Source organism: Pseudomonas sp. R3-41 (genome assembly GCF_054161485.1).
On the sequence record NZ_CP096421.1, the window covers coordinates 3,930,994 to 3,951,937 of the forward strand.

20 protein-coding genes are annotated in these 20,944 nt (G+C 60.7%); 12 read left to right on the plus strand and 8 right to left on the minus strand.

From position 1 onward, the window contains the following. The first annotated feature begins 15 nt into the window (after positions 1-15). Genes M1D99_RS17235 through M1D99_RS17245 form a run of 3 tightly spaced genes read left to right on the plus strand, consistent with a single transcriptional unit; the run spans position 16 to position 2,771 of the window. Positions 16-1,167: an ABC transporter ATP-binding protein gene (locus tag M1D99_RS17235; RefSeq protein WP_434570625.1), complete on the plus strand. Its 1,152-nt coding sequence runs from the start codon at positions 16-18 to the stop codon at positions 1,165-1,167. Positions 1,168-1,211: 44 nt separating this feature from the next. Beyond that, complete coding sequence (locus M1D99_RS17240; RefSeq protein WP_186710474.1) at positions 1,212-1,697, plus strand: flavin reductase family protein; 486 nt, start codon at positions 1,212-1,214, stop codon at positions 1,695-1,697. 30 nt (positions 1,698-1,727) lie between these two features. Further along, positions 1,728-2,771 (plus strand): LLM class flavin-dependent oxidoreductase, encoded by a 1,044-nt coding sequence (locus tag M1D99_RS17245; protein WP_458130492.1) that lies wholly within the window; start codon positions 1,728-1,730, stop codon positions 2,769-2,771. Positions 2,772-2,951: 180 nt separating this feature from the next. On the opposite strand, the gene M1D99_RS17250 is transcribed toward M1D99_RS17245, so the two are convergent. From M1D99_RS17250 to M1D99_RS17260, 3 genes are all read right to left on the minus strand, one after another. Next, positions 2,952-4,988, minus strand: coding sequence for a TonB-dependent siderophore receptor (locus M1D99_RS17250; protein ID WP_458130493.1), 2,037 nt, complete (start codon positions 4,986-4,988; stop codon positions 2,952-2,954). 243 nt (positions 4,989-5,231) lie between these two features. Then, positions 5,232-7,001 (minus strand): sodium:solute symporter family protein, encoded by a 1,770-nt coding sequence (locus M1D99_RS17255; protein ID WP_458130494.1) that lies wholly within the window; start codon positions 6,999-7,001, stop codon positions 5,232-5,234. Positions 7,002-7,012: 11 nt separating this feature from the next. After that, positions 7,013-7,279: a DUF4212 domain-containing protein gene (locus M1D99_RS17260; RefSeq protein ID WP_186710468.1), complete on the minus strand. Its 267-nt coding sequence runs from the start codon at positions 7,277-7,279 to the stop codon at positions 7,013-7,015. A gap of 241 nt (positions 7,280-7,520) precedes the next feature. Between M1D99_RS17260 and M1D99_RS17265 the strand changes: the two genes are divergently transcribed. Further along, complete coding sequence (locus M1D99_RS17265; RefSeq protein ID WP_458130495.1) at positions 7,521-9,317, plus strand: methyl-accepting chemotaxis protein; 1,797 nt, start codon at positions 7,521-7,523, stop codon at positions 9,315-9,317. Positions 9,318-9,667: 350 nt separating this feature from the next. After that, entirely contained in the window at positions 9,668-10,861 is a 1,194-nt protein-coding gene (locus M1D99_RS17270; RefSeq protein WP_458130496.1) for an MFS transporter, read from the plus strand. Positions 10,862-11,464: 603 nt separating this feature from the next. Here the strand turns inward: M1D99_RS17270 and M1D99_RS17275 are convergent. From M1D99_RS17275 to M1D99_RS17285, 3 genes are all read right to left on the minus strand, one after another. Then, complete coding sequence (locus tag M1D99_RS17275; protein ID WP_186729880.1) at positions 11,465-11,629, minus strand: nucleoid-structuring protein H-NS; 165 nt, start codon at positions 11,627-11,629, stop codon at positions 11,465-11,467. A 194-nt stretch (positions 11,630-11,823) separates the two neighbouring features. Further along, entirely contained in the window at positions 11,824-12,861 is a 1,038-nt protein-coding gene (locus M1D99_RS17280; protein WP_186729863.1) for an alpha/beta hydrolase family protein, read from the minus strand. 183 nt (positions 12,862-13,044) lie between these two features. Then, positions 13,045-13,653 carry an FMN-dependent NADH-azoreductase gene (locus tag M1D99_RS17285; protein WP_458130497.1) on the minus strand — a complete coding sequence of 203 codons (609 nt, stop codon included), beginning with the start codon at positions 13,651-13,653 and terminating at the stop codon, positions 13,045-13,047. A 129-nt stretch (positions 13,654-13,782) separates the two neighbouring features. On the opposite strand from M1D99_RS17285, the gene M1D99_RS17290 reads away from it, so the two are divergent. Together M1D99_RS17290 and M1D99_RS17295 are read left to right on the plus strand one after the other, a co-directional pair. Beyond that, positions 13,783-14,691 (plus strand): LysR substrate-binding domain-containing protein, encoded by a 909-nt coding sequence (locus tag M1D99_RS17290; protein ID WP_458130498.1) that lies wholly within the window; start codon positions 13,783-13,785, stop codon positions 14,689-14,691. Continuing rightward, entirely contained in the window at positions 14,688-15,038 is a 351-nt protein-coding gene (locus M1D99_RS17295) for an MmcQ/YjbR family DNA-binding protein (protein ID WP_186707667.1), read from the plus strand. Before M1D99_RS17290 ends, M1D99_RS17295 begins: the two co-directional genes overlap by 4 nt. Positions 15,039-15,042: 4 nt before the next feature. On the opposite strand, the gene M1D99_RS17300 is transcribed toward M1D99_RS17295, so the two are convergent. Both M1D99_RS17300 and M1D99_RS17305 read right to left on the minus strand, forming a co-directional pair. Beyond that, positions 15,043-15,462, minus strand: coding sequence for a DUF1294 domain-containing protein (locus M1D99_RS17300; RefSeq protein ID WP_434570640.1), 420 nt, complete (start codon positions 15,460-15,462; stop codon positions 15,043-15,045). Then, complete coding sequence (locus M1D99_RS17305; RefSeq protein WP_186729860.1) at positions 15,459-16,289, minus strand: undecaprenyl-diphosphate phosphatase; 831 nt, start codon at positions 16,287-16,289, stop codon at positions 15,459-15,461. Before M1D99_RS17305 ends, M1D99_RS17300 begins: the two co-directional genes overlap by 4 nt. A 274-nt stretch (positions 16,290-16,563) precedes the next feature. Between M1D99_RS17305 and M1D99_RS17310 the strand changes: the two genes are divergently transcribed. The 5 genes from M1D99_RS17310 (at position 16,564) to M1D99_RS17330 (ending at position 20,895) form a co-directional block, all read left to right on the plus strand. Then, complete coding sequence (locus M1D99_RS17310; protein WP_434570644.1) at positions 16,564-18,198, plus strand: methyl-accepting chemotaxis protein; 1,635 nt, start codon at positions 16,564-16,566, stop codon at positions 18,196-18,198. A 260-nt stretch (positions 18,199-18,458) separates the two neighbouring features. Then, positions 18,459-19,022 carry a nicotinamide riboside transporter PnuC gene (gene pnuC, locus M1D99_RS17315; protein WP_458130499.1) on the plus strand — a complete coding sequence of 188 codons (564 nt, stop codon included), beginning with the start codon at positions 18,459-18,461 and terminating at the stop codon, positions 19,020-19,022. Further along, on the plus strand, positions 19,019-19,543 hold the full coding sequence (locus M1D99_RS17320) for an AAA family ATPase (protein ID WP_458132148.1): 525 nt from the start codon (positions 19,019-19,021) through the stop codon (positions 19,541-19,543). The genes pnuC and M1D99_RS17320 overlap by 4 nt, the downstream gene beginning before the upstream one ends. A 310-nt stretch (positions 19,544-19,853) precedes the next feature. Continuing rightward, positions 19,854-20,300, plus strand: coding sequence for a hypothetical protein (locus M1D99_RS17325; protein WP_186707662.1), 447 nt, complete (start codon positions 19,854-19,856; stop codon positions 20,298-20,300). A gap of 1 nt (position 20,301) precedes the next feature. After that, positions 20,302-20,895, plus strand: coding sequence for an adhesin (locus M1D99_RS17330; protein WP_186707661.1), 594 nt, complete (start codon positions 20,302-20,304; stop codon positions 20,893-20,895). Positions 20,896-20,944 lie beyond the last annotated feature (49 nt).

Sequence of the window (20,944 nt, forward strand, 5' to 3'; positions counted from 1 at the left end):
GCCTAGGAGAACACGATGAGTGCCGTCAAAGACCCCGCACAACAGCACAACAAGACCCTGGTCAGCCTGCGCAACCTGAACAAGCACTACGGCGACTTTGCCGCCGTGGACGATATTTCCCTGGAGATCCAGGACGGCGAATTCCTGACTTTCCTCGGCTCCAGCGGCTCGGGCAAGAGCACCACCCTGTCGATGCTGGCCGGGTTCGAAACCCCCAGCAGCGGCGAGATCCTGGTGGGCGGCAAATCCCTGGTCAACGTACCGCCGCACAAACGTGACATCGGCATGGTGTTCCAGCGCTACTCACTGTTCCCGCACCTGTCGGTGCGCGACAACATTGCCTTTCCCCTGGCGATTCGCAAACTGGCCAGCGCCGAGCGCGAACGCCGGGTCGACGCCATGCTCAAGCTGGTGCAGCTGGGAGAGTTCGCCCATCGTCGCCCTTCGCAACTGTCCGGCGGCCAGCAACAGCGCGTGGCGATTGCCCGGGCACTGGTCTATGAACCGCGCATCCTGCTGATGGATGAGCCTCTTGGGGCCTTGGATAAAAAGCTCCGTGAAGACTTGCAGGACGAACTGCGCCAGTTGCACCGCCGGCTGGGCATCACCATCGTCTACGTCACCCATGACCAGGAAGAAGCCATGCGCCTGTCCCAGCGCATCGCCATTTTCAGCCACGGCAAAATCGTCGGCCTGGGCAGCGGCTATGACCTCTATCAGAACCCGCCGAACGCCTTTGTCGCGTCATTCCTGGGCAATTCCAACTTCCTCAAGCTCAAGGCCCAGGGCAATGCCGTGGCGAGTTTCGAAGGCCAATCGCTGTCGATCCGCCTGACCGCCGGCTTGCAAGCGGACCAGGACGTGCTGCTGATGGTGCGCCCGGAAAAAGCCCTCGCCCTGAGCGTCGAGCAAGCGGCCCAGGAACCCTTGGCGGCCGGTTGGAATGAAGTCTCGGCCAAGGTCGTCGAAGTGCTGTTCCTCGGTGAAAGCCAGACCTGCAGCGTGGTGACGTCCGGCGGCACGGCCATGACCGTCAAGGCGCTGTCCGCCGCCGGCATGCCACTCAAGGCTGGCGACCCGGTGTGCGTGCGCTGGGCAACCGCCGATGCGTGCGTCTACACCCAATGGGCCGAGAGCGACCTGAACAAAGCCGCGGGTGCCCATTGATGAACATCGCGCACCCACAACCGCTACAGCCCGAGGATGGTCCGATGATCGATGCCAGCGTCTACAAACAAGTCATGGGCTCGTTCCCGTCCGGGGTGACGGTGATCACCACCCTCGATGACGACGGCCAGGTCGTCGGCCTCACCGCCAGTGCCTTCAGCTCATTGTCGATGGAACCGGCGCTGGTGTTGTTCTGCCCCAACTACAGCTCCGATTCCTACCCGGTGCTGATCAAGAACAAGCGCTTCGCCATCCATGTCCTTTCCGGCGGCCAACAGGACGAAGCCTATGCCTTCGCCCGCAAAGGCAAGGACAAGGCCCAGGGCATCGAATGGACCTTAAGCGAACTGGGTAACCCGCTGCTGAGCAACGCCACCGCCATCATCGAGTGTGAACTGTGGCGCGAATACGAAGGCGGCGACCACGCCATCATGGTCGGCGCCGTGAAGAACCTGATCGTGCCGCAGCACACACCGGGACCGCTGGTTTATTGCCACGGCAAGATGGGCGCCCTGCCCGTCCTCGCCTGAACCGATCGTCAACAAATAAGAGAAAGCGCCATGAAATTTTCCCTGTTCATACACATGGAGCGCTGGGACGAAAGCGTCAGCCATCGCCAGCTGTTCGAAGACCTGAGCGAGTTGACCCTGTTGGCCGAGGCCGGCGGTTTCAGCACCGTCTGGATCGGCGAACATCACGCCATGGAATACACCATCTCGCCAAGCCCGATGCCGCTGCTGGCGTACCTGGCCGGCAAGACCACCACCATTCACCTGGGCGCTGGCACCATCATTGCGCCGTTCTGGCACCCGCTGCGAGTGGCCGGCGAATGCGCGCTGCTGGATGTCATCAGCAATGGCCGCATGGAAGTCGGCCTGGCCCGGGGCGCCTACCAGGTGGAGTTCGACCGCATGGCCGGCGGCATGCCGGCTTCCTCCGGCGGCCAGGCCCTGCGGGAAATGGTCCCGGTGGTGCGCGCCCTGTGGCAAGGCGACTACGCCCATGATGGCGAGATCTGGAAATTCCCCACCTCCACCTGCGTGCCCAAGCCAATCCGCAAGCCTCACCCGCCGATGTGGATCGCCGCCCGCGACCCGGACTCCCACAATTTCGCTGTCGCCAACGGCTGCAATGTGATGGTCACGCCATTGATGAAGGGCGACGAGGAAGTCCTGGACCTGAAGAACAAGTTCCAGGCCGCCCTGGACAACAACCCCGACGTGCCACGTCCACAATTGATGGTGCTGCGCCATACCCACGTACACGCAGTGGACAATCCCGAAGGCTGGAAAATCGGTGCCCAGGCGATTTCGAAGTTCTACCGCACCTTTGATGCCTGGTTCGGCAACAAGCAGGTGCCGGTCAACGGCTTCCTCGCGCCGAGCCCGGAAGAAAAATTCGCCGAGCGTCCGGAATTCCAGCTGGAGAACATCCGCAAGAACACCATGATCGGCACGCCGCAGCAAATCATCGAGCGGATCAAGTATTACCAGGAACTGGGAGTGGATGAGTTCAGCTTCTGGTGCGACAACAGCCTGCCCCATGCCGAGAAGAAAAAATCCCTGGAGCTGTTCATCCAGCAGGTGGTGCCGGCGTTTCGGTGATCCTGTGAGAGCGGGCTTGCTCGCGATGGCGTCGGGTCAGTCAAATCATCGTTAACTGACACTCCGCTTTCGCGAGCAGGCTCGCTCCCACAAAAGGGATCGGTGGTTACGCAAGTCTTGAGACCACCCAAAAACAAGTGTGGGAGCGAGCCTGCTCGCGAAGGCGGCCTGAAACTGGAATCAGAACGTCACGCTGGCGCTCAGCCTGGCGGTACGCGGCTCGCCGACATTGACCTGCACCTGGCTGCCGGTGGAGGACGGGTAGTATTGCTTGTCGAACAGGTTGTCGACGTTCAGTTGCAACGACGTCTTGTGCCCGAACACTGGCGACTCCCAGCGCAGGAAGGCGTCGGCGACGGTGTAGCTGCTGAGCCAGAACTCGTTGGCTTTATTGGCCGCACGTTCGCCGACGTAGCGGGCACCGGCGCCGGCGTGCCAGGCACCGAATTCGGCAGGCACGTTCAGGTGGTGGCTCAGGTACAGGCTGGCGGTGTGTTTTGGCGCATCGGGAAGGCGATGGCCCTCGTCCTTGGGATCATCCAGTATTTCGGTGTGGGTGTAGGCATAGGTGCCGATCAAATCCCAACGGTCGGCCAGGCGACCGGTGATGTCCAGCTCCAGACCTTGGGAACCGACCTTGCCGGCGGCTTCCGAGACTTCGTCAACGGTGGTGACTACGTTCTTTTTGACGATGTCGAACAAAGCGAGGTTGATGTTCAGCCCCGGCAGCGGATCGTACTTGGCGCCGATTTCGTAGCTGCGACCCTCCTCTGGTTGGAAGGTACGACGATCCTTGTCGACTACATCATTGGGCTTGAACGACCGGCTGTAGTTACCGTACAGCGAAAGGGTATCGGTGGCTTTATAGACCAGCCCCAGGAACGGCACGAAGGCGTCGCCATTGTCGTCGCGAACCGGCGCACCCTGGACGATCCCTTGAGTGGTGAATTGATCGTAATGCTGGTAACGCCCACCGAAGACCAGGATCCAGCGATCATCCAGGTGCCAGTTGTCCTTGAGATAAATGGAGCTGGAGGTCAGCTGGTTACTCAGGTTGCTCTGTTTTGCGTTCAGCTTGCTAGGTTCTGCCAACCCACCATAAACCGGCGCTGTAATGTCAAACCCTCCTTGCGCATCCCCACGATAGGTCTTGCCACGAAACTGATCCGATACTTGATTATCGACGCCAACCAGTAAGTCGTGACGCTGACCAAACAACTCCTGTTTACCGATGAAATCCCAACTGGCATAACGAGTTTCATCATCATAATGAGCGCCGTTGGCGGCTCGCTGGAAAACACCGGTTTTTGACAGGCTCGGCTGCGCAATCGAAAGGCTATACCGGTCATTGTTCCAGCCATAAGTCACCCGCGTTTTCCACGCCTCACTCAACTCATACTCGAACCGCGCCGTCGCCGTTTCGCGAATACCGACACTCTTGGCCCAAGGCTCATCCAGGCGTTTGTCATAGTCGATATCGGCCGGATGCCCATTGGTAAACACCGTACCCCGATCAAACGGATTGGAATATTCGTTGTACTCATAACTCAGGTTCAACGACGCCCGCTCACCCGTCCACGCCAGGGACGGCGCCACCAGGGTGCTTTCGTTGACGCCGTAGTTGCGCCAGTAATCCTCATGCCCGCGCTCGGCGATCAGGCGATAAGCCAACCCGGTGTCACCCAACGGCCCGGTGGTGTCCAGGGCCATGGTGCCGCCGCCTTCGCTGTAGGCCGAACCGCTCAGCGTGGTGCTTTGGGTGTATTCCGGCTTCTTGCTGATGACGTTGATCAACCCGCCAGGCTCCAGTGCGCCATACAGCATCGAGGCCGGGCCCTTGAGCACTTCGACGCGGTCGGTGGTGGCGCTGAAGTTGTGCCCCAGGTTCGAACGCACGCCGTCGCGCAGGATCGAGCCGTCGTCGTTGGTGCCGAACCCGCGCTTGACCAGCGAGTCCCGCGAGCCGCCCAACGTGTTGCCCTGGCTGACGCCGCTGACGAACTTCATCGCGTCGTCCAGCGAGCGCACCTGATAGTCCGCCAGGGTCTGCCGGGTCACCACGTTGATCGATTGCGCCTCTTCCTTGATCGGTACATCGCTCTTGCTCGCCGTGCTGGCTTGCGACGTCGTGTAGCCTTCGTCCTGAATGATCCGACTGCCTTGCACGTTGGTGGTGGGCAGCTCCAGAGTGTCTTGTGCCCTCAGGGGGCTTGCCATGAAACAGCAGGACAGCGCGGGTAAAACACATTTGACGAGAGCGTTGCGGTAAGCGAGAGGGGTGGAACGATTCAAGACGCGCACTCACAGAGGGATAGGAATGAGAGCGAATATACTTTGAGAATGATTCCCAGTAAATCTTTCTAACATCTTCCTGCTTGACTCTGTGCACAAAAAAAGGCGCCGGATGATGAGTCCGGCGCCCTTGATGGTTGCCCTCTTCCAGTCTCGGGCAGGTTCTGGTCAGTGGTCGACGGCGGTTCCGGCTCCTCTCGGTACGCGAATGTCTTCGACCAGGTGCTGGATATGCTCCGGTGGCGGCGCGGTAAAGCGTGACACCACCACGGCAGCCAGGAAGTTGAAGAGCATCCCCAACGTGCCGATGCCTTCAGGGGAAACACCCAGCCACCAATGTTCAGCCGTGTTCATCGACGGGTTGATGAATTTGAAGTAGACGATGTAGGTGAACGTGAAGGTCAGCCCGACGATCATCCCGGCGATCGCGCCTTCGCGGTTCATGCGCTTGGAGAAGATCCCCATGACAATCACCGGGAAGAACGAAGACGCCGCCAACCCGAAGGCGAACGCCACCACCTGGGCGACGAATGCGGGTGGGTAGATGCCAAACAATCCGGCAATCAGCACCGCCACACCGGCGGCAATGCGTGCCGCGAGCAGCTCCTGCTTTTCGTTGATCGTGGGCATGATGTTGCTTTTGAGCAGGTCATGGGAAATCGAGGTGGAGATCACCAGCAGCAGCCCCGCTGCGGTCGAAAGCGCCGCCGCCAGGCCACCGGCGGCGATCAAGGCGATCACCCATCCCGGCAGGCCGGCGATCTCGGGATTGGCCAAGACCATGATGTCGTTGTCGACATAGAGTTCATTGGGCACTGGCGAGAGCTGGTTCTTGAGCAACCGCTGCTCATGCGCCCCGCGCTCGCCGGTAAAACTCGGCGTCCCGACCAGCGCCGCGCCCGGGCTGTACTGGATGATGCCGTCGTTGTTCTTGTCCGCCCAGGCAATCAGTCCGGAGTTCTCCCAGGCCTTGAACCAGGTCGGCGCGGTGCTGTAACTGATATTGGGAATGGAGGTCAGCAGGTTGGTGCGTGCGAAGGCCGCCACGGCCGGCGCGGTGGTGTAGAGAATGGCGATGAACAGCAATGCGTAGCCTGCCGACTTGCGTGCATCCCGGACGGTGGGCGTGGTAAAGAACCGCACGATCACGTGGGGCAGGCCCGCAGTGCCGACCATCAGCGCCATGGTGATGAAAAACACGTCCATGGTCGACTTGGTGCCATTGGTATAGGCAGAAAAGCCTAATTCGGCGCCCAAGCCGTTGAGCCGCTCGATCACGCTCTGCCCCGAACCGGCGGCCTCACTGATAAAGCCCAACTGCGGGATCGGATTGCCAGTGATCATCATCGAGATGAAGATCGCAGGCACCATGTAGGCAAAGATCATCACGCAGTACTGCGCTACCTGGGTGTAGGTAATGCCCTTCATGCCGCCCAGCACCGAATAGAAGAACACGATGGCCATGCCGATCATGACGCCGGTGTTGATGTCCACTTCCAGGTAACGGGAAAAGACGATCCCGACGCCGCGCATCTGCCCCGCGACGTAAGTGAAGGAAATGAAGATCACGCAGATCACCGCCACCACCCGCGCCGTCTGCGAGTAATAACGCGCCCCGACGAACTCGGGCACGGTGAACTTGCCGAATTTTCGCAGGTATGGCGCCAGGCACATCGCCAACAGCACGTAGCCACCGGTCCAGCCCATCAGGTAGACCGAGCCGTCGTACCCGGCGAAGGCGATGATCCCGGCCATGGAAATGAACGACGCCGCCGACATCCAGTCCGCACCGGTGGCCATGCCGTTGAGTACCGGGTGCACGCCCTTGCTGGCGACGTAGTATTCGCTGGTGGAGCCGGCACGCGTCCAGATCGCAATCGCGATGTACAACGCGAAGGTGGCGCCTACGACCAGGTAAATCAGGGTTTTTGTGTCCATTCGGGCCGCCCTCAGTCTTCGTGGACATCATATTTGCGATCGAGCTGATTCATCTTCCAGACATAGAAGAAGATCTCGAGCACAAAGACGTAGATGGAACCCTGCTGGGCGAACCAGAACCCCAGGGGTGTGCCGAAGAAGCTGATGGTATTGAGTGAGTCGACCAGCAAGATGCCAAAACCGAACGACACCACGAACCAGATGGCCAGTAAGACCAGCATCCAGCGTAGGTTTTCCTTCCAGTAGTCACGCGCAGCCTGTTGCTTTTCAGTGGACATGGAGACGCCCTCTATTTGTTTTTATTGTTTTGCACTTCAAACCGTAGCAGTCGTCGGGCAACGCGCTAGTACGACTTTCGTCTAATTCGTAACAGCAGGTATTGACAGTCTGTTTCACCGCAGAAACAGGGTTAACGCGCGCCAGCATCGCAAGGTGATATCAAATCGCCCAAATCCGCTAAAGCTTTGCCGCTATCGGTCGAATGTATGCCATCGAATCTTTTTTTTCCCTGGAGCCGTGATGCAGACGTTAAAGGCCTTGTATGAGTCTATCGAGATGCAGTTTTTCGATACCCTCACCAAAAAGCTGTCGAGCCTTTTCCTGTTGGTGCTGGTCAGTGGCTTGCTTTATTGGGTAGCCCTCAGTGCCCGCGCCGAGATCATGCTGTTGTTGCGTAACGCGCAGTTGGACGGCACGTTGCTGGGACAGATCGAGGGCCGGCTCGACAGCCTCACCCATGCCCTGCTCTTCGGCGCAGTCCTGACCCTGGGCATGATCAGCTTCATGGTCTGGTATTTCCGCCACCTCATCGTGCGCCCCGTCACCACCATGACCAAGGCCCTGGAAGAGATCGCCAACGGCGAAGGCGACCTGTCCAAGGATTTGCCGCTGGTGACCCACGACGAGATCCGCACACTCGCCGCCACCTGCAACCGCTTCTTGGCCAAGCAGCGGGAGATCATCAGCAATGTCCAGGCGCTGACCGTGCACATTGCGGTCGAGTCGGCCCGTTCGCTGAAGAACATCAGCGACTCCAGCGACAGCGCCACCCACCAGGCGCGCTTCGCCAAGGAAGTGATGGACCAGAGCAATACCGCCGTGGGCCGCATCGAAGAGGTTTCGCGCCAGACCCAGGGCATCTCCAGCACCACCGCGCAGAACCTGAGCATGGCCCGCGATTCCTATGCCGAGCTGTTGGAAGTGACTGGCAACATCAGCGAAATCTCCAGCAGCCTTGGTGAGTTCGCCACCCTGGTGAGCGCCTTGAACCAGCGTTCGTCGAGCATCAAGTCGATTGTCGGGTTGATCCAGCAGATCTCGGCCCAGACCAACCTGCTGGCCCTCAATGCCGCCATCGAAGCCGCCCGGGCCGGCGAAAGCGGCCGTGGCTTCGCGGTGGTGGCCGATGAAGTGCGGACCCTGGCACAAAACGTCAGCCGGGCCACCGACGATATCTCGCGCAACATCGACGCCATGCTCGACGAGGTCAGTTCGACCCATGAACAGACGACCCAGATCAGCCACAGCGCCCGGGAAACCCAGAAAGTGGTGGAGCGCGCCTCAGGCCATTTCGAAAGCATGATCGTCGACTTCGAATCCACCAACGGCAAGCTGGCGGACATCGCGACCCATATCCAACAGTTCGCCGACAGCAACACCGGGATCAACGACCGGGTCACCCAGATTCACGCCGATAGCCAACTGATCGACCAGCGCATGCAGCATTCGGCCACGGCCACCCGCGACCTGTCTGGCGTGGCCGAGAAGGTCCAGGCGTTGCTGGGTCGTTTCGTGCTTGGACACGGCAAGCTGGATGCCGCCATCACCCGCGCCAGCGAGTGCCGCGATACGCTGCAAGTACGCCTGGAAGCGCTGCAACGGGAAGGTCTGAACCTGTTCGATCAGAATTACCAGCTGGTGCCCGGCACCGATCCCAAGCAGTACATGACCTGCTACACCGAACGCTTTGCCCAGGTCTGCCAGGAGGAATGCGACAAGCTCACCCGCAGCACACCGGGTGGCAAGGTGTCGTTCATGGTCGACAGCAAGGGCTATTGCCCGGTGAACAACAGTTGGGTCTCCAAGCCGCCGACCGGCGACCGGGCAGTGGATTTGCCGGTGTGCCGCAACAAGCGCATCTTCAACGACCCGATCGGCCTGCGCGCGGCGGGCAACGTCCAGCGCTTCCTGCTGCAGACCTACCTGCGCGATACCGGGGAAATCATGACCGAGATCGACGTACCGCTCTTCTTCGGCGGCCGTCATTGGGGCAACTTGCGGGTGGGCTTCGATGCGGCGGTGTTGTTGGCGGACTGATGATGCCTGAGATCCCCCAAAACAATGTGGGAGCGAGCCTGCTCGCGAAGGCGTCGGGTCAGTCGGCATCATCGCTGACTGACACTCCGCTATCGCGAGCAGGCTCGCTCCCACAGGGGATCTGTGGAATGTGCAAATCCTGAGCCCCCCACAAAAGGGTCTGTGGAGTATGCAAATCCTTTGACCATCCCAAAACAACTGTGGGAGCTTGCTCGCGATGGAGGCGGCACACACAGCATCCATCCAGCCTGAACACCCCGTCCTCCCAATACATTTAGTTAGCCTGCTTTCTTTTATCCCCACCTCGCGCCATGATGAGGCTCTCTTACCGCTGCCCGCGAACGAGCCCCATGCCCACGCCCTCCTCTGCCCCCAATTCCTTGTCGATCACGCTGCAGATCGTCTCCATCGTTTTCTACACCTTCATCGCCTTCCTCTGCATAGGCCTGCCCATTGCCGTGTTGCCCGGGTATGTCCACGAACAGTTGGGCTTCAGCGCGGTGGTGGCCGGGTTGACCATCGGTTCACAGTACCTGGCAACGCTGCTCAGCCGGCCCATGGCCGGGCGGTTGTCGGACAGCGTCGGTACCAAGCGGGCGATTGTCTACGGGTTGTCGGGGATTGTGCTCAGTGGCGTGCTGACGCTGATTTCGACCTTGCTGCAAAGCTTTCCCCTGACCAGCCTGCTGATTCTGATTGCTGGCCGCTTGTTGCTCGGCGTGGCCCAGGGGCTGATTGGCGTGGGCACCATCAGTTGGTGCATGGGCCAGGTGGGGGTGGAGCACACGGCCCGCTCGATTTCCTGGAACGGCATCGCCTCGTATGGGGCCATCGCTATTGGAGCACCGCTGGGGGTGGTGATGGTGGGTGAGCTGGGGTTTGCCAGCCTGGGCATTGCGCTGTCGCTGCTGGCGGGTGCTGCGCTGTTGATGATTCGCAACAAGCCGTCGGTGCCGGTCATTCGCGGCGAGCGCCTGCCTTTCTGGGCAGTATTTGCACGGATTGCACCTTACGGCGCGGGCCTGAGCCTGGCGTCGATCGGCTACGGCACGCTCACCACGTTCATTACGCTGTTTTATGTCAGTCGCGGCTGGACTGGCGCGGCCTGGTGCCTGACAGTCTTTGGCATCTGCTTCATCCTCGCGCGGCTGTTGTTCATTTCCAGCATCGCCCGCTTCGGTGGCTTCAACTCGGCCATCGCTTGCATGAGCATCGAAACCCTTGGGCTGGTACTGCTATGGCTGGCGCCGTCCACTCCGTTCGCTCTGGTTGGCGCTGGGTTGGCCGGCTTCGGGTTGTCGCTGGTGTACCCGGCGCTGGGGGTGGAGGCCATCAAGCAAGTGCCGAACACCAGCCGTGGCGCGGGTTTGAGTGCTTATGCAGTGTTTTTTGACCTGGCGCTGGCGATTGCCGGGCCGCTGATGGGGGCGGTGGCGTTGAACCTGGGTTATTCGTCGATTTTCTTCTGTGCTGCGTTGTTGTCGGTTAGCGGGCTGGGGCTGACGTTGCTGCTGCGGCGTCGGGCCATGAATGCGCCTTTGTAATATTGTTCACTGTCGTTTTTTGGCTTTTTTAGACTGTTCGGTGTTTAGTTGCTCTGGTGTGTATATCCATTTCTGCGGTAACGGCTACTGGCGGTTCCGCTCTTACAGCGGGTCACTTTTGGAAGAGCGCCAAAAGTAACCAAAAACGCTTTGCCCCACCACTCGGTGCCTCGCCTAGGCTCGGTGTGCCCTCACTCCGGCATTGCTCCGTGGGCCGCCGCGAAGGGCCATCCATGGCCCAGCGCGGCTACCTCGGCATCCATGCCGAGGTGCCCACTCCACAATGCCTGCGTTCGGCCAGCGTGGTTTAACGGGGCGTCCAGATCAAGATCAAGATCCAAAAGCAAAGCAAAGCAAAGCAAAGCAAGAGCCGTGTATCCAGTATCTATGTGACTGAACCAACGCTATCGCGAGCAAGCTCGCTCCCACATTGGATCTTCAGCAGACACAAGATTCATGTGCGCCACAAAACCTGTGGGAGCGAGCTTGCTCGCGATGGGGTCGGCACATCCAACATCTTCATTGGCTGAACCACCGATATCGCGAGCAAGCTTTGCTCCCACAGATCTGATGGGTGTACGACCGGAAGAGCCAGGTCGGCTCTCAGGCCGCCTCGGGGAGGACGTTGATCTCGGGCGCCCCGTTAACCACGATGGCCGAACGCAGGTATTGTGGAGTGGGCATCCCGGCATGGATGCCGGGATAGCCGCGCTGGGCCATGGATGGCCCTTCGCGGCGGCCCACGGAGCAATGCCGGAGTGAGGGCATGCCGAGCCCTAGCGAGGCACCGAGTGGTGGGGCAAAAGCGTTTTGGTTACTTTTGCGCTCTTCAAAAGTGACCCGCTGTAAAAGCGGAACCGCCAGCAGCCGTTACCGAAGAAACGGATATACACACAAAAAAAACATGCCTCTCGGATCGGAAGATCAGCCGGAACGCTAAACGCTAAGTGAACAGCATGACCTTATTGATCAGCCGTCTTCATCCCCGCCCGGGTCGCCTTACCCAAGGCCTCGCCGAAAAAGCGGCTGGCCTCGGTAATCATGGTGCGGTGAATGTCCTTGCGATCGACGCCATCGGCATCCGTGCAGAGCGCCGGCATCGCAGCGATCTGCTCGTCGGTGCACGGCGCCAGGAAGACAAAATGCCCCGCGCCGGCCAGGGTCTTGAAATCTGGAGCGGTGGGCAGCTTGCGGGCCAAGGCAGCGGCGTTCTTGTCGAAAGCCACGAGATTGTCACCATCGCCACTGTACAGCAGCACCGGCACATGGACATCGGCCAAAGTATGACGGCCGAACTTCAGGCTCAACGGCGCCATCAGCAACAATGCCCGGACCCTGGGGTCGGCCACGGGTTGCAGGTCATCGCGGTCGGCGATCAACTCGCCCTGGGTGTTGCAGGCGTCACGATCCTCTGGCCGCTCCTTGCAATAGCGGCGCAAGCGATTGAGGTCCGGCGTCGCACCGGACAGGATCAGCGCAGTTTCGCCACCCGCCGAATAACCGATCACCCCAACCTGCCCGGCGTTGACGAACGGCGAGAGCATCGGGTCATTGAGCGTCGCGGTGATGGCTTCGGAAATCTGGATCGGCCGCCCGTACAGGTTGCTCAGGGTGCCAAGCCGGCTGTGGTCCTGGACATTGTCGCCGGGATGAATCACGGCCACCACGACGAACCCCTTGCGCGCCAACGAGGTGGCGAGGTCATGCAGGGCCAATGGGGTGCCGGTATTGCCATGGGACAGCATTAACAGTGGAAAACGGCCGATGGCGATCTGAGCCTCCGGCGCGGCATCGATCTGGTAGCCGCCGAGCAGGCTGGATTGTTCGCGGTCGGTGGACGGATAAAAGGCGATGGCGTGCATCGGCTGCTGATCCAGCGGATCAAGAAAATTCAGCTCATGGAAACCGGCGCTCCAATGCGGATGCGGCCCCGGCGCGGCCTGCACTGAAGCGAAACTGGCAAACAAGCAAAGCAGCAACGCTGCACCAAAACGTGCCATCGAATTTTCCCACCCTCACCAGCGCACGGGAAGGCCCCGTCGCTCGCAGTCTTGGCCTGCATAACCTGCGCCAGATCCCCGGCGCCGAATGCAGCAAAACCCTGCATCCCGGCCATCCAATGACGACGAGAATACAGGGTTTTGCGAAGGTTGCCTGAAGCGCTTGCTGCCTTTACGCAGGATTTACGCAGCGGCGAACTGCTGGCCGATCTGCAACGTGGCTTCGCTCAGGGCTTTGGTACGCATGTCGTCACCGTAGGCCAGGCCTTCGGCACGGACGAATTCGATATCAGTGATGCCGAGGAAACCGAACACCAACTTGATATAGTCTTCGTGACCCACGCCGCTCGGTTGGCCGGCATGCAAACCACCCGAGGTGGAAACGATCACCAGTTTCTTGCCACCGCACAGCCCTTCAGGGCCGGCTTCGGTGTAGCGGAACGTCTGGCCGGCCACGGCAATGCGGTCGATCCAGGCCTTGAGTTGGGTCGGAATGCTGAAGTTGTACATCGGCGCGGCGATGACAACCGCGTCAGCCGCCAGGAACTCGGCCATTGCCGACGCGCTGAGATCGGCTTCATGCTTCAGCGCAGCGTCGCGCAATTCAGCGCTGGTACCGGCGGCAACCAGCGTCTGCGCGGAAAAATGGCTGATGGCGTCGGCGGCCAGGTCACGGTAGGTGACGGCGATGCCTGGCTCGGCAGCTTTCCAGGCTTCAACCACTTCGCGGCTCAATTGGCGGGAAGCGGAGTGGTCGCCGAGGATGCTCGAATCGATGTGCAGCAGTTTCATATCAGTGCTCTCCAAATGAGGACCGCTACCAGGCGATCAATTGGCGACAATCCTATCGATGAAGCGAATGATCGATAAGTCAGCAAAAATGCGATAGTTTGTCCTACTGACAGGACAATAGAGCTCGACATGCAAGACCTCAATGACTTGTACTACTTCGCCAAAGTCGTCGAAGCCGATGGTTTCGCGGCCGCCGGACGCTTACTGGGTATTCCCAAGTCCCGGCTGTCGCGGCGCATCGCCGAACTGGAAGAACGCCTCGGTGCTCGCCTGCTCCAGCGCACCACCCGCCAGTTGAAACTGACGGCGGTCGGCGAACGCTATCTGCGCCATTGCCAGGCCATGTTGTTGGAGGCCGAGATGGCCGACGAAGCGGTGGCGAGCATGTCCAGCGAGCCGCGTGGCCGATTGCGGGTGTCGAGCCCGGTGGGCCTGGCCCATCAGTTCCTGCCGGTGGTGATCGAAACCTTCCTGGCGAAATACCCCTTGGTGCAACTGGAAATGACCCTGCTCAACCGGCGGGTGGACCTGATCGGCGAAGGCATCGACGTGGCGTTGCGCGTGCGCGACCTGGGGGACGAAGACCCGCTGTTGATGACCCGGCGTTTGCGTCGGGCACGGCTGATGCTGGTGGCCAGCCCGGCCTTCGTCGAAGGGCGGCGGATCGAAACCCCGGACGATCTCAAGCCGCTGCCGGTACTGGGGGCGCTGGAAGCCGATCGCCTGGTGCATCTGCGCCTGGCCAACGCCGATGGGCAGCAGGCCGAACTGAGCCTGGAAGCCCGCCTGGGCATTGACGACTTCATCGTGCGCCGGGCCTGCACCCTCGCCGGCCTGGGTTTCACGTTATTGCCAAGCATGTATTGCGAGCAGGAATTGCGTGACGGCACACTGGTGGAACTGCTACCTGGATGGTCGTTGCCCGATGGCTGGCTACAAGCCGTCTACCCGCATCGACGCGGCATGCTGCCGGCGGTGCGTGCATGGATCGATCATTTGGTGGAAGTCTTCGAGGGCTGTGGAGAAAAAACACTATGAATTTGAGCGAAGAGGATGTCGCGCGGTTTTGCCTGGGCTTGCCCGGTGCCAGGGAGGATTACAAATGGGGGGGCGTGCGGGTGTTTTCCATTGCCGGGAACAAGATGTTCGCCCTCCAGGGCCTGCGGGGCGATTCGTTGGCGTTCAAGGTCGACAAGGACCTGTTCCTGGGGCACTGCGACCGGCCGGGCATTCACCCCGCGCCTTATTTGGCGCGGGCCCAGTGGGTCATCATGCAGGTGCCCTACCCGCTCGGGGCCGAAGAATTGCGTGGCCTGCTGCAACGCTCACATCAATTGGTCGTGAGCAAATTGCCCAAGCGCACGCAGGTGGGCTTGTTGCTCTAGCCATTCAAAATAGAGAGCTGCCCAGGAACAACTGGTCGATCCAGAACACCTGGTGCAACAGCACGATGAACCAGAACACCACTTGAAACGATACTTTGCGGGTCTTGTGGCGAAACAACTGCTGGGCCAGCAAGGCCCCGGGCCAACCGCCAGCCAGCTCCAGCGCATGCAGCACGTTCTCCGGGGTACGCCAGGCGTCGGCGCGGGCCTTGCGCTTGTCGCTCCAGTACAGCAGGAACGCCACCAGGCTGACGACACCATAGGCCGCCATAGGCACCCACGACACGCCCCGCAGGCCGAACAGCAGCGAGCCGAACAGCGGCAAGGCGCAGACCAGGGCAAACACCATCAATTTGAGCCGCAGGTTTTGCACGCCGCCGCCGGCATTGCGCCCAGCGCGTTGGCGGGTGCCCGAGTTGTTCATGGCTTGGCAGCGGTCCAGTCAACCCAACCGAACTGCCAGGTGGCCAGGATCAGCAGGCCGAACGCAATCCGATACCAGGCGAACACGGCGTAGCTGTGACTGGCGATGAACCGCAGCAGGCCCTTGACCGCGATCATGGCGAAGATGAACGCCGTGACGAAACCGATGGCGAACACCGGGAAATCCGCCGGCACGAACAGCTCACGGTACTTGTAGCCCGAGTACACGGCCGCACCGACCATGGTCGGCATCGCCAGGAAGAACGAAAACTCGGTGGCGGTCTTGCGTGACAGCCCGAAGAGCAAGCCCCCGATGATGGTCGCACCGGAACGGGATGTACCCGGGATCATTGCAATGCACTGGGCCAGACCGACCTTCAACGCATCCTTCCAGGAAATATCGTCCACCGTTTCAGCATGTACCTGGTGCTGGCGCTTTTCGGCCCAGAGCATCACCAGGCCGCCCACCACCAGAGCGGCGGCCACGGTGACCGGGTTGAACAGGTAATGGTGGATCCAGTCGGCAAACAACACGCCCAATATCACGGCGGGAAAGAAGGCAATCAGCAGGTTGGCGGTAAACCGGCGGGCGCTGGGTTGCGTCGGCAGGCCCAGCACCACGTCGAAGATCTTGCGCCGGAACTCCCAGACCACCGCGAGGATCGCGCCGAGCTGGATGATGATGTTGAATGCCATTGCACGTTCGCCACCGAACTCGAGCAAGTCGGCGACGATGATCTGGTGCCCCGTGCTGGAAATCGGCAGAAACTCCGTCAAACCCTCTACTACGCCAAGAATCAATGCCGAAAAGGCCGTCCACAAATCCATTCATCCCCCAAAAAAGACCCTGCTCATGCGGGTCTTATCGCTATTCAAGTGTCATACAGGTCCACGCAGCGGCTGCACGATAGCTGCGATCATCCAAAAAAAACCAATGAAAAAATCAGAACAGGCTCAGGTTTTGCGCCGCGGGGCCGAAATCCTATCAGACAAGCCCTGATAACGCTGCCGCGTTATGACCCAGGTCAATCATCAATAGCCGCCAGGCGCTAAAGTGCCGCCCGTCGTTAATGACAAGAATAAGAAACCGGAGTGACAGCGTATGAATAGCTTGCGCAGTGTGTCGATCAGCCGACGCTTGTGGCTCATCCTGGTGGTGGCCATCGTGATGTTGTTCACGCTCGGCGCCTTTATGCTCAAGCAGATCCACACGGATCTGTATCAGGCCAAGGTGCAGAAAACCCAGCATGTGGTGCAGACCGCCAGCGGCGTATTGAGCTACTACCATGGGCTGGAAACCGCCGGCACCCTGACCCGCGAGGCGGCGCAGAAGCAAGCCCTCAGCGCGGTGCGAGGCCTGCGCTATGACCAGAGTGACTACTTCTGGATCAACGACCTGACGCCAGTCATGGTCATGCACCCGACCAACCCGAAGCTTGAAGGCCAGAACCTCTCGGCGATCCGCGACCCGAACGGCTACGCGTTGTTCAACGAGATGGTCGCCATCGCCAAGGCCAAGGGCGCCGGCATGATCAACTACCTCTGGCCCAAGCCAGGGGCCGAAGCACCGGTCGGCAAGACTTCCTACGTCAAGTTGTTCGAACCGTGGGGCTGGATCATCGGTTCCGGCGTGTACGTGGATGACGTCCAGGCAGAATTCCAATCCCAGGTGATCAAGGCTTCGTTGATTGGCCTGGCCATCACACTGGTCATGGGCCTCCTGCTGACCTTGATCGTACGGAGCATCGTCCGCCCGCTCCAAGAGACCGTCAACGCCATGGCCAACATCGCCAGCGGCGAGAGCGACCTGACCCGCACCCTCGACACCCACGGCCAGGACGAAGTCACCCAACTGGCCCGGCATTTCAACGCCTTTACCGCCAAACTGCGCCAAGTGGTGAGCCAATTGCAGGCTTCTGCCAGTGAGCTGGGGCAATCTTCCAACGAATTGGGCAACGACGCGGCTCAAGCCCAGGAACGCAGCCAGCAGCAATCGCAACAAATGGAACTGGTAGCCACCGCGATCAATGAAGTGACGTATGGCGTGCAGGACGTGGCCAAGAACGCCGAGCACGCCGCCAGCGAGATGCGCGACGCCGAATCCCAGGCCCAGCAAGGCCAGGTCAACATCGACGGCAGCTTGCAGCAGATCGATCGCCTGTCCCAGACCATCGACCAGGCGGTGGAAGTGATTCGCACCCTGGCCAGTGAAAGTACCCAGATTGGCAGCGTGCTGGAGGTGATCCGCTCCATCGCCGAGCAGACCAACCTGCTGGCCCTCAACGCTGCGATCGAAGCCGCCCGCGCTGGCGAACAAGGCCGGGGCTTTGCGGTGGTCGCCGATGAAGTGCGGCTGCTGGCCCAGCGTACGCAGAAGTCCACCGCTGAGATCCAGTCGATGATCGAGCGCCTGCAAACCCATTCCGAAGCCGCCGTGAAAGTCATCGGCGACAGCAGCCGTGCCTCGCAACTGACCATAGAACAGGCGGGCCTGGCCGGTGCCAGCCTCAACGCCATCGGCCAGGCCCTGCGCAACCTCAACAGCCTGAACGCCTCCATTGCCAGCGCCACCCTGCAACAGGCCCATGTGGTAGAAGACATCAACCAGAACGTCACCCAGGCCGCCGGACTGTCCCACAGCACCGCCATGGCCGCCGAACAGTCCAGCCAGGCAAGCAGCCGCCTGAAGGCGCTGAGTGAACAGCTTAACGGGTTGCTCAAGCAGTTCCGGGTCTAAGGATTGATGAAGCCCTTGTGGGAGCGGGCTTGCTCGCGAATGCGGTGTAACAGTCAGCAAATGCATGACTGAAGCACAGCATTCGCGAGCAAGCCCGCTCCCACATTGGTTCTGTGTGGGTCTTTTCAGGTTGGGTGTTCACCACAGAGCCCAGCGGGAGCAAGCTCCCTCGCCACAGGCTCAACCAACAATGGTATTGGAGCTCTCCACGCCATAGCGTTTACAATCGCCGCCCTCTCCTCTTTCCCCAAGGAACCGCCATGTCCGGGCTTGAACTGTTTGCCGCAGCCCTCGGCGTGATCGCTGTCTGGTTGACCGTCAAGCAGAACCCCTGGTGCTGGCCGATCGGCCTGGTCATGGTGTTGCTGTACAGCTGGATTTTTTTCGAAGTGAAGTTGTACTCGGACATGCTGCTGCAGGTGGTCTACGCAGTGTTGCAACTCTACGGCTGGTGGCAATGGACCCGTGCCGGGCACAATCATGATGGGCGTCAGGTCAGCCATCTCGGTGGGCCGTCGGTGCTGCTCGGCCTGGCCATCGGCGCGGCGGGCAGCCTGCTGTTGGGCGCCGCCATGGCCCACTGGACCGACGCCGCCCAGCCCTGGCTCGATGCCGCGCTCACCGGTTTCAGCCTCGTCGCTCAATGGTGGATGGCGCAAAAACGCGTGCAATGCTGGCCGTTGTGGATCGTCCTGGACGTGATCTTCGTCGGCCTGTTCATCTACAAGGGCTTGCACCTGACCGCCGCGCTCTACGCCCTCTTCACGTTGCTGGCCGTGCAAGGCTGGCGGGAATGGCGCGCCGACCTGGCCCTGCGCGCATGAAGGTGGTGGTCCTGACCGGCCCGGAATCCAGCGGCAAGAGCTGGCTGGCGGCGCAACTCCAGGCACATTTTGGTGGCGTGCGGGTGGACGAGTACGTGCGCCATTTCATGGAACAGACCCAGCGCGATACGTGCCTGGCGGACATCACCGGCATCGCCTCCGGCCAGTTGGCCTGGGAAGACGAGGCACGTGCCCGCCGACCCTCGCTATTGATCCTCGACACCCACCTGTTGAGCAACATCCTCTGGAGCCAGACCCTTTTTGGTGACTGCCCGGACTGGCTCGAACCGGCGTTGCTGGCCCGTCATTACGACTTGCACTTGCTGTTGAGCCCCGAGCAGGTCGAATGGACTGGTGACGGTTTGCGTTGCCAACCCGAGCTGGCAGAACGACTGGCTTTTTTCGACGCCATCGAGGCGTGGCTGAGTCGACATCGGCAACCGTTCCAGATCATTCGGGGCAACTGGGCGCAACGCCAGCGGCAAGTGTTCGCGGCCGTCGCCCAACTGACCGCAGGATGATTTGTCTCACGCTTGAAACATCACGCTCGCGGCAAACCCGGATCCAACATCGTTTCAGATGATTGTCATCAAGACTGTCAAGTCACTGAAACACCCACCCAAAAACCTGGATCCAGAGCCCTGGAACAGCGTGCAGCCGGTTGGCCATCCTGTGCGTTGTCTCAGCGCTGAAACAGGTTTCTTCCCCCGCTGCGCGCGCCTGAACTCAACTCATTGAATTCACAGGTAATTCAAAACCCGGCACAACACCTGCTCTTCCCCACTTCGCAACGCTGACTAGGGCCAGCGTACCGAAGAAGGAATCGATGCCATGGGGATGTTCGACAGGGGTATGACCTGCCTGCTATTCATCGGCTGCGCCGCCGGCGCAACGTTCAGCCTGCCCGCGCAGGCCGAGGGCAACGGCGTCATCGTACTCAACCGTGACGTGCAACCCATCGCAATCGGTCGCAACGGTGGCAAAGACCCCTACCCGACCACCGTCAATGCCAATCCCTCCGAACGCATCAACCAGGCGACCAATAGCACCGAACTGAGCGATGGCGAATTTGCCAGCGTGGCCAGCGGTTCGTCGATCCGCAACATCGTCACCCCCAATACCGGCGTGCAGGGCCTGAACGTGGTCACCAACCCCAACGGCATGCCGGGCATGAATGCCGGCCACGGTGGCGGCAGCGGCGGAGCGATCTCTGGCACCATCAACCGCTCGCTGAGTTCCGGCCTGGCCCCGCTGGGTCGGTTGGCGGGAGGTCAGTGACATGAAACCCGTCCTGTTTCTACTCGCCCTGGTCATGCTGTCCCTGCTCAGTTCTTTCACGGTATTTGCCGATTCGGGCGTGGCGGTGGTCAGCAACGCCAACCTGCAGGATTCCGGCAGCCAGTACACCGGCAACTTCAACGTCAACCAGGCGGCCGGCGACCAGATCCAGCAAACCAACACCCGGGCCATTGCCATTGGCAGCCACGCCCAGGCCAGCACCCGCGTACAGCAAAGCGTCGACACCCAGGCCAACCCCTCCATGAACGCCACCGCCCGTATCGGTGGCCACTCCTTTACCAACGGCAACGGCGTGCTGGGCGTGAACCAGTCCGCCGGGGCCAACAACCAGATGGCCAATGTCATGCGGGTGGGCATCAGTGCCCATCCGCAGAGCATTGACGACAGCGCCCTGTCCCAACAGAACGTGGCGTTGCTACCGAACTCAGGCGCAACTGGCGCCCCAACCGGCAGTCGCCAGGTCGTTACCAGCGACCAGGCCTTCACCGGCAGCCGAGGGGTGATTCAGGTGAACCAGAGTGCCGGGGTGGGGAACCGCATGGCTAACACCCTGAGCATCCGGGTCGCTGACTGATCCGGCGCAGTGGGCATAAGAAAGTACCAACACTTAACCAACGACACGC

What these genes read in the sequence shown, in the direction of transcription:
- M1D99_RS17235 (WP_434570625.1), top strand. Translation starts at nt 16, where the DNA reads ATGAGTGCCGTCAAAGACCCCGCACAACAGCACAACAAGACCCTGGTC.
- M1D99_RS17240 (WP_186710474.1), top strand. Translation starts at nt 1,212, where the DNA reads ATGATCGATGCCAGCGTCTACAAACAAGTCATGGGCTCGTTCCCGTCC.
- M1D99_RS17245 (WP_458130492.1), top strand. Translation starts at nt 1,728, where the DNA reads ATGAAATTTTCCCTGTTCATACACATGGAGCGCTGGGACGAAAGCGTC.
- M1D99_RS17250 (WP_458130493.1), bottom strand. Translation starts at nt 4,988, where the DNA reads ATGGCAAGCCCCCTGAGGGCACAAGACACTCTGGAGCTGCCCACCACC.
- M1D99_RS17255 (WP_458130494.1), bottom strand. Translation starts at nt 7,001, where the DNA reads ATGGACACAAAAACCCTGATTTACCTGGTCGTAGGCGCCACCTTCGCG.
- M1D99_RS17260 (WP_186710468.1), bottom strand. Translation starts at nt 7,279, where the DNA reads ATGTCCACTGAAAAGCAACAGGCTGCGCGTGACTACTGGAAGGAAAAC.
- M1D99_RS17265 (WP_458130495.1), top strand. Translation starts at nt 7,521, where the DNA reads ATGCAGACGTTAAAGGCCTTGTATGAGTCTATCGAGATGCAGTTTTTC.
- M1D99_RS17270 (WP_458130496.1), top strand. Translation starts at nt 9,668, where the DNA reads ATGCCCACGCCCTCCTCTGCCCCCAATTCCTTGTCGATCACGCTGCAG.
- M1D99_RS17275 (WP_186729880.1), bottom strand. Translation starts at nt 11,629, where the DNA reads ATGCCCTCACTCCGGCATTGCTCCGTGGGCCGCCGCGAAGGGCCATCC.
- M1D99_RS17280 (WP_186729863.1), bottom strand. Translation starts at nt 12,861, where the DNA reads ATGGCACGTTTTGGTGCAGCGTTGCTGCTTTGCTTGTTTGCCAGTTTC.
- M1D99_RS17285 (WP_458130497.1), bottom strand. Translation starts at nt 13,653, where the DNA reads ATGAAACTGCTGCACATCGATTCGAGCATCCTCGGCGACCACTCCGCT.
- M1D99_RS17290 (WP_458130498.1), top strand. Translation starts at nt 13,783, where the DNA reads ATGCAAGACCTCAATGACTTGTACTACTTCGCCAAAGTCGTCGAAGCC.
- M1D99_RS17295 (WP_186707667.1), top strand. Translation starts at nt 14,688, where the DNA reads ATGAATTTGAGCGAAGAGGATGTCGCGCGGTTTTGCCTGGGCTTGCCC.
- M1D99_RS17300 (WP_434570640.1), bottom strand. Translation starts at nt 15,462, where the DNA reads ATGAACAACTCGGGCACCCGCCAACGCGCTGGGCGCAATGCCGGCGGC.
- M1D99_RS17305 (WP_186729860.1), bottom strand. Translation starts at nt 16,289, where the DNA reads ATGGATTTGTGGACGGCCTTTTCGGCATTGATTCTTGGCGTAGTAGAG.
- M1D99_RS17310 (WP_434570644.1), top strand. Translation starts at nt 16,564, where the DNA reads ATGAATAGCTTGCGCAGTGTGTCGATCAGCCGACGCTTGTGGCTCATC.
- pnuC (WP_458130499.1), top strand. Translation starts at nt 18,459, where the DNA reads ATGTCCGGGCTTGAACTGTTTGCCGCAGCCCTCGGCGTGATCGCTGTC.
- M1D99_RS17320 (WP_458132148.1), top strand. Translation starts at nt 19,019, where the DNA reads ATGAAGGTGGTGGTCCTGACCGGCCCGGAATCCAGCGGCAAGAGCTGG.
- M1D99_RS17325 (WP_186707662.1), top strand. Translation starts at nt 19,854, where the DNA reads ATGGGGATGTTCGACAGGGGTATGACCTGCCTGCTATTCATCGGCTGC.
- M1D99_RS17330 (WP_186707661.1), top strand. Translation starts at nt 20,302, where the DNA reads ATGAAACCCGTCCTGTTTCTACTCGCCCTGGTCATGCTGTCCCTGCTC.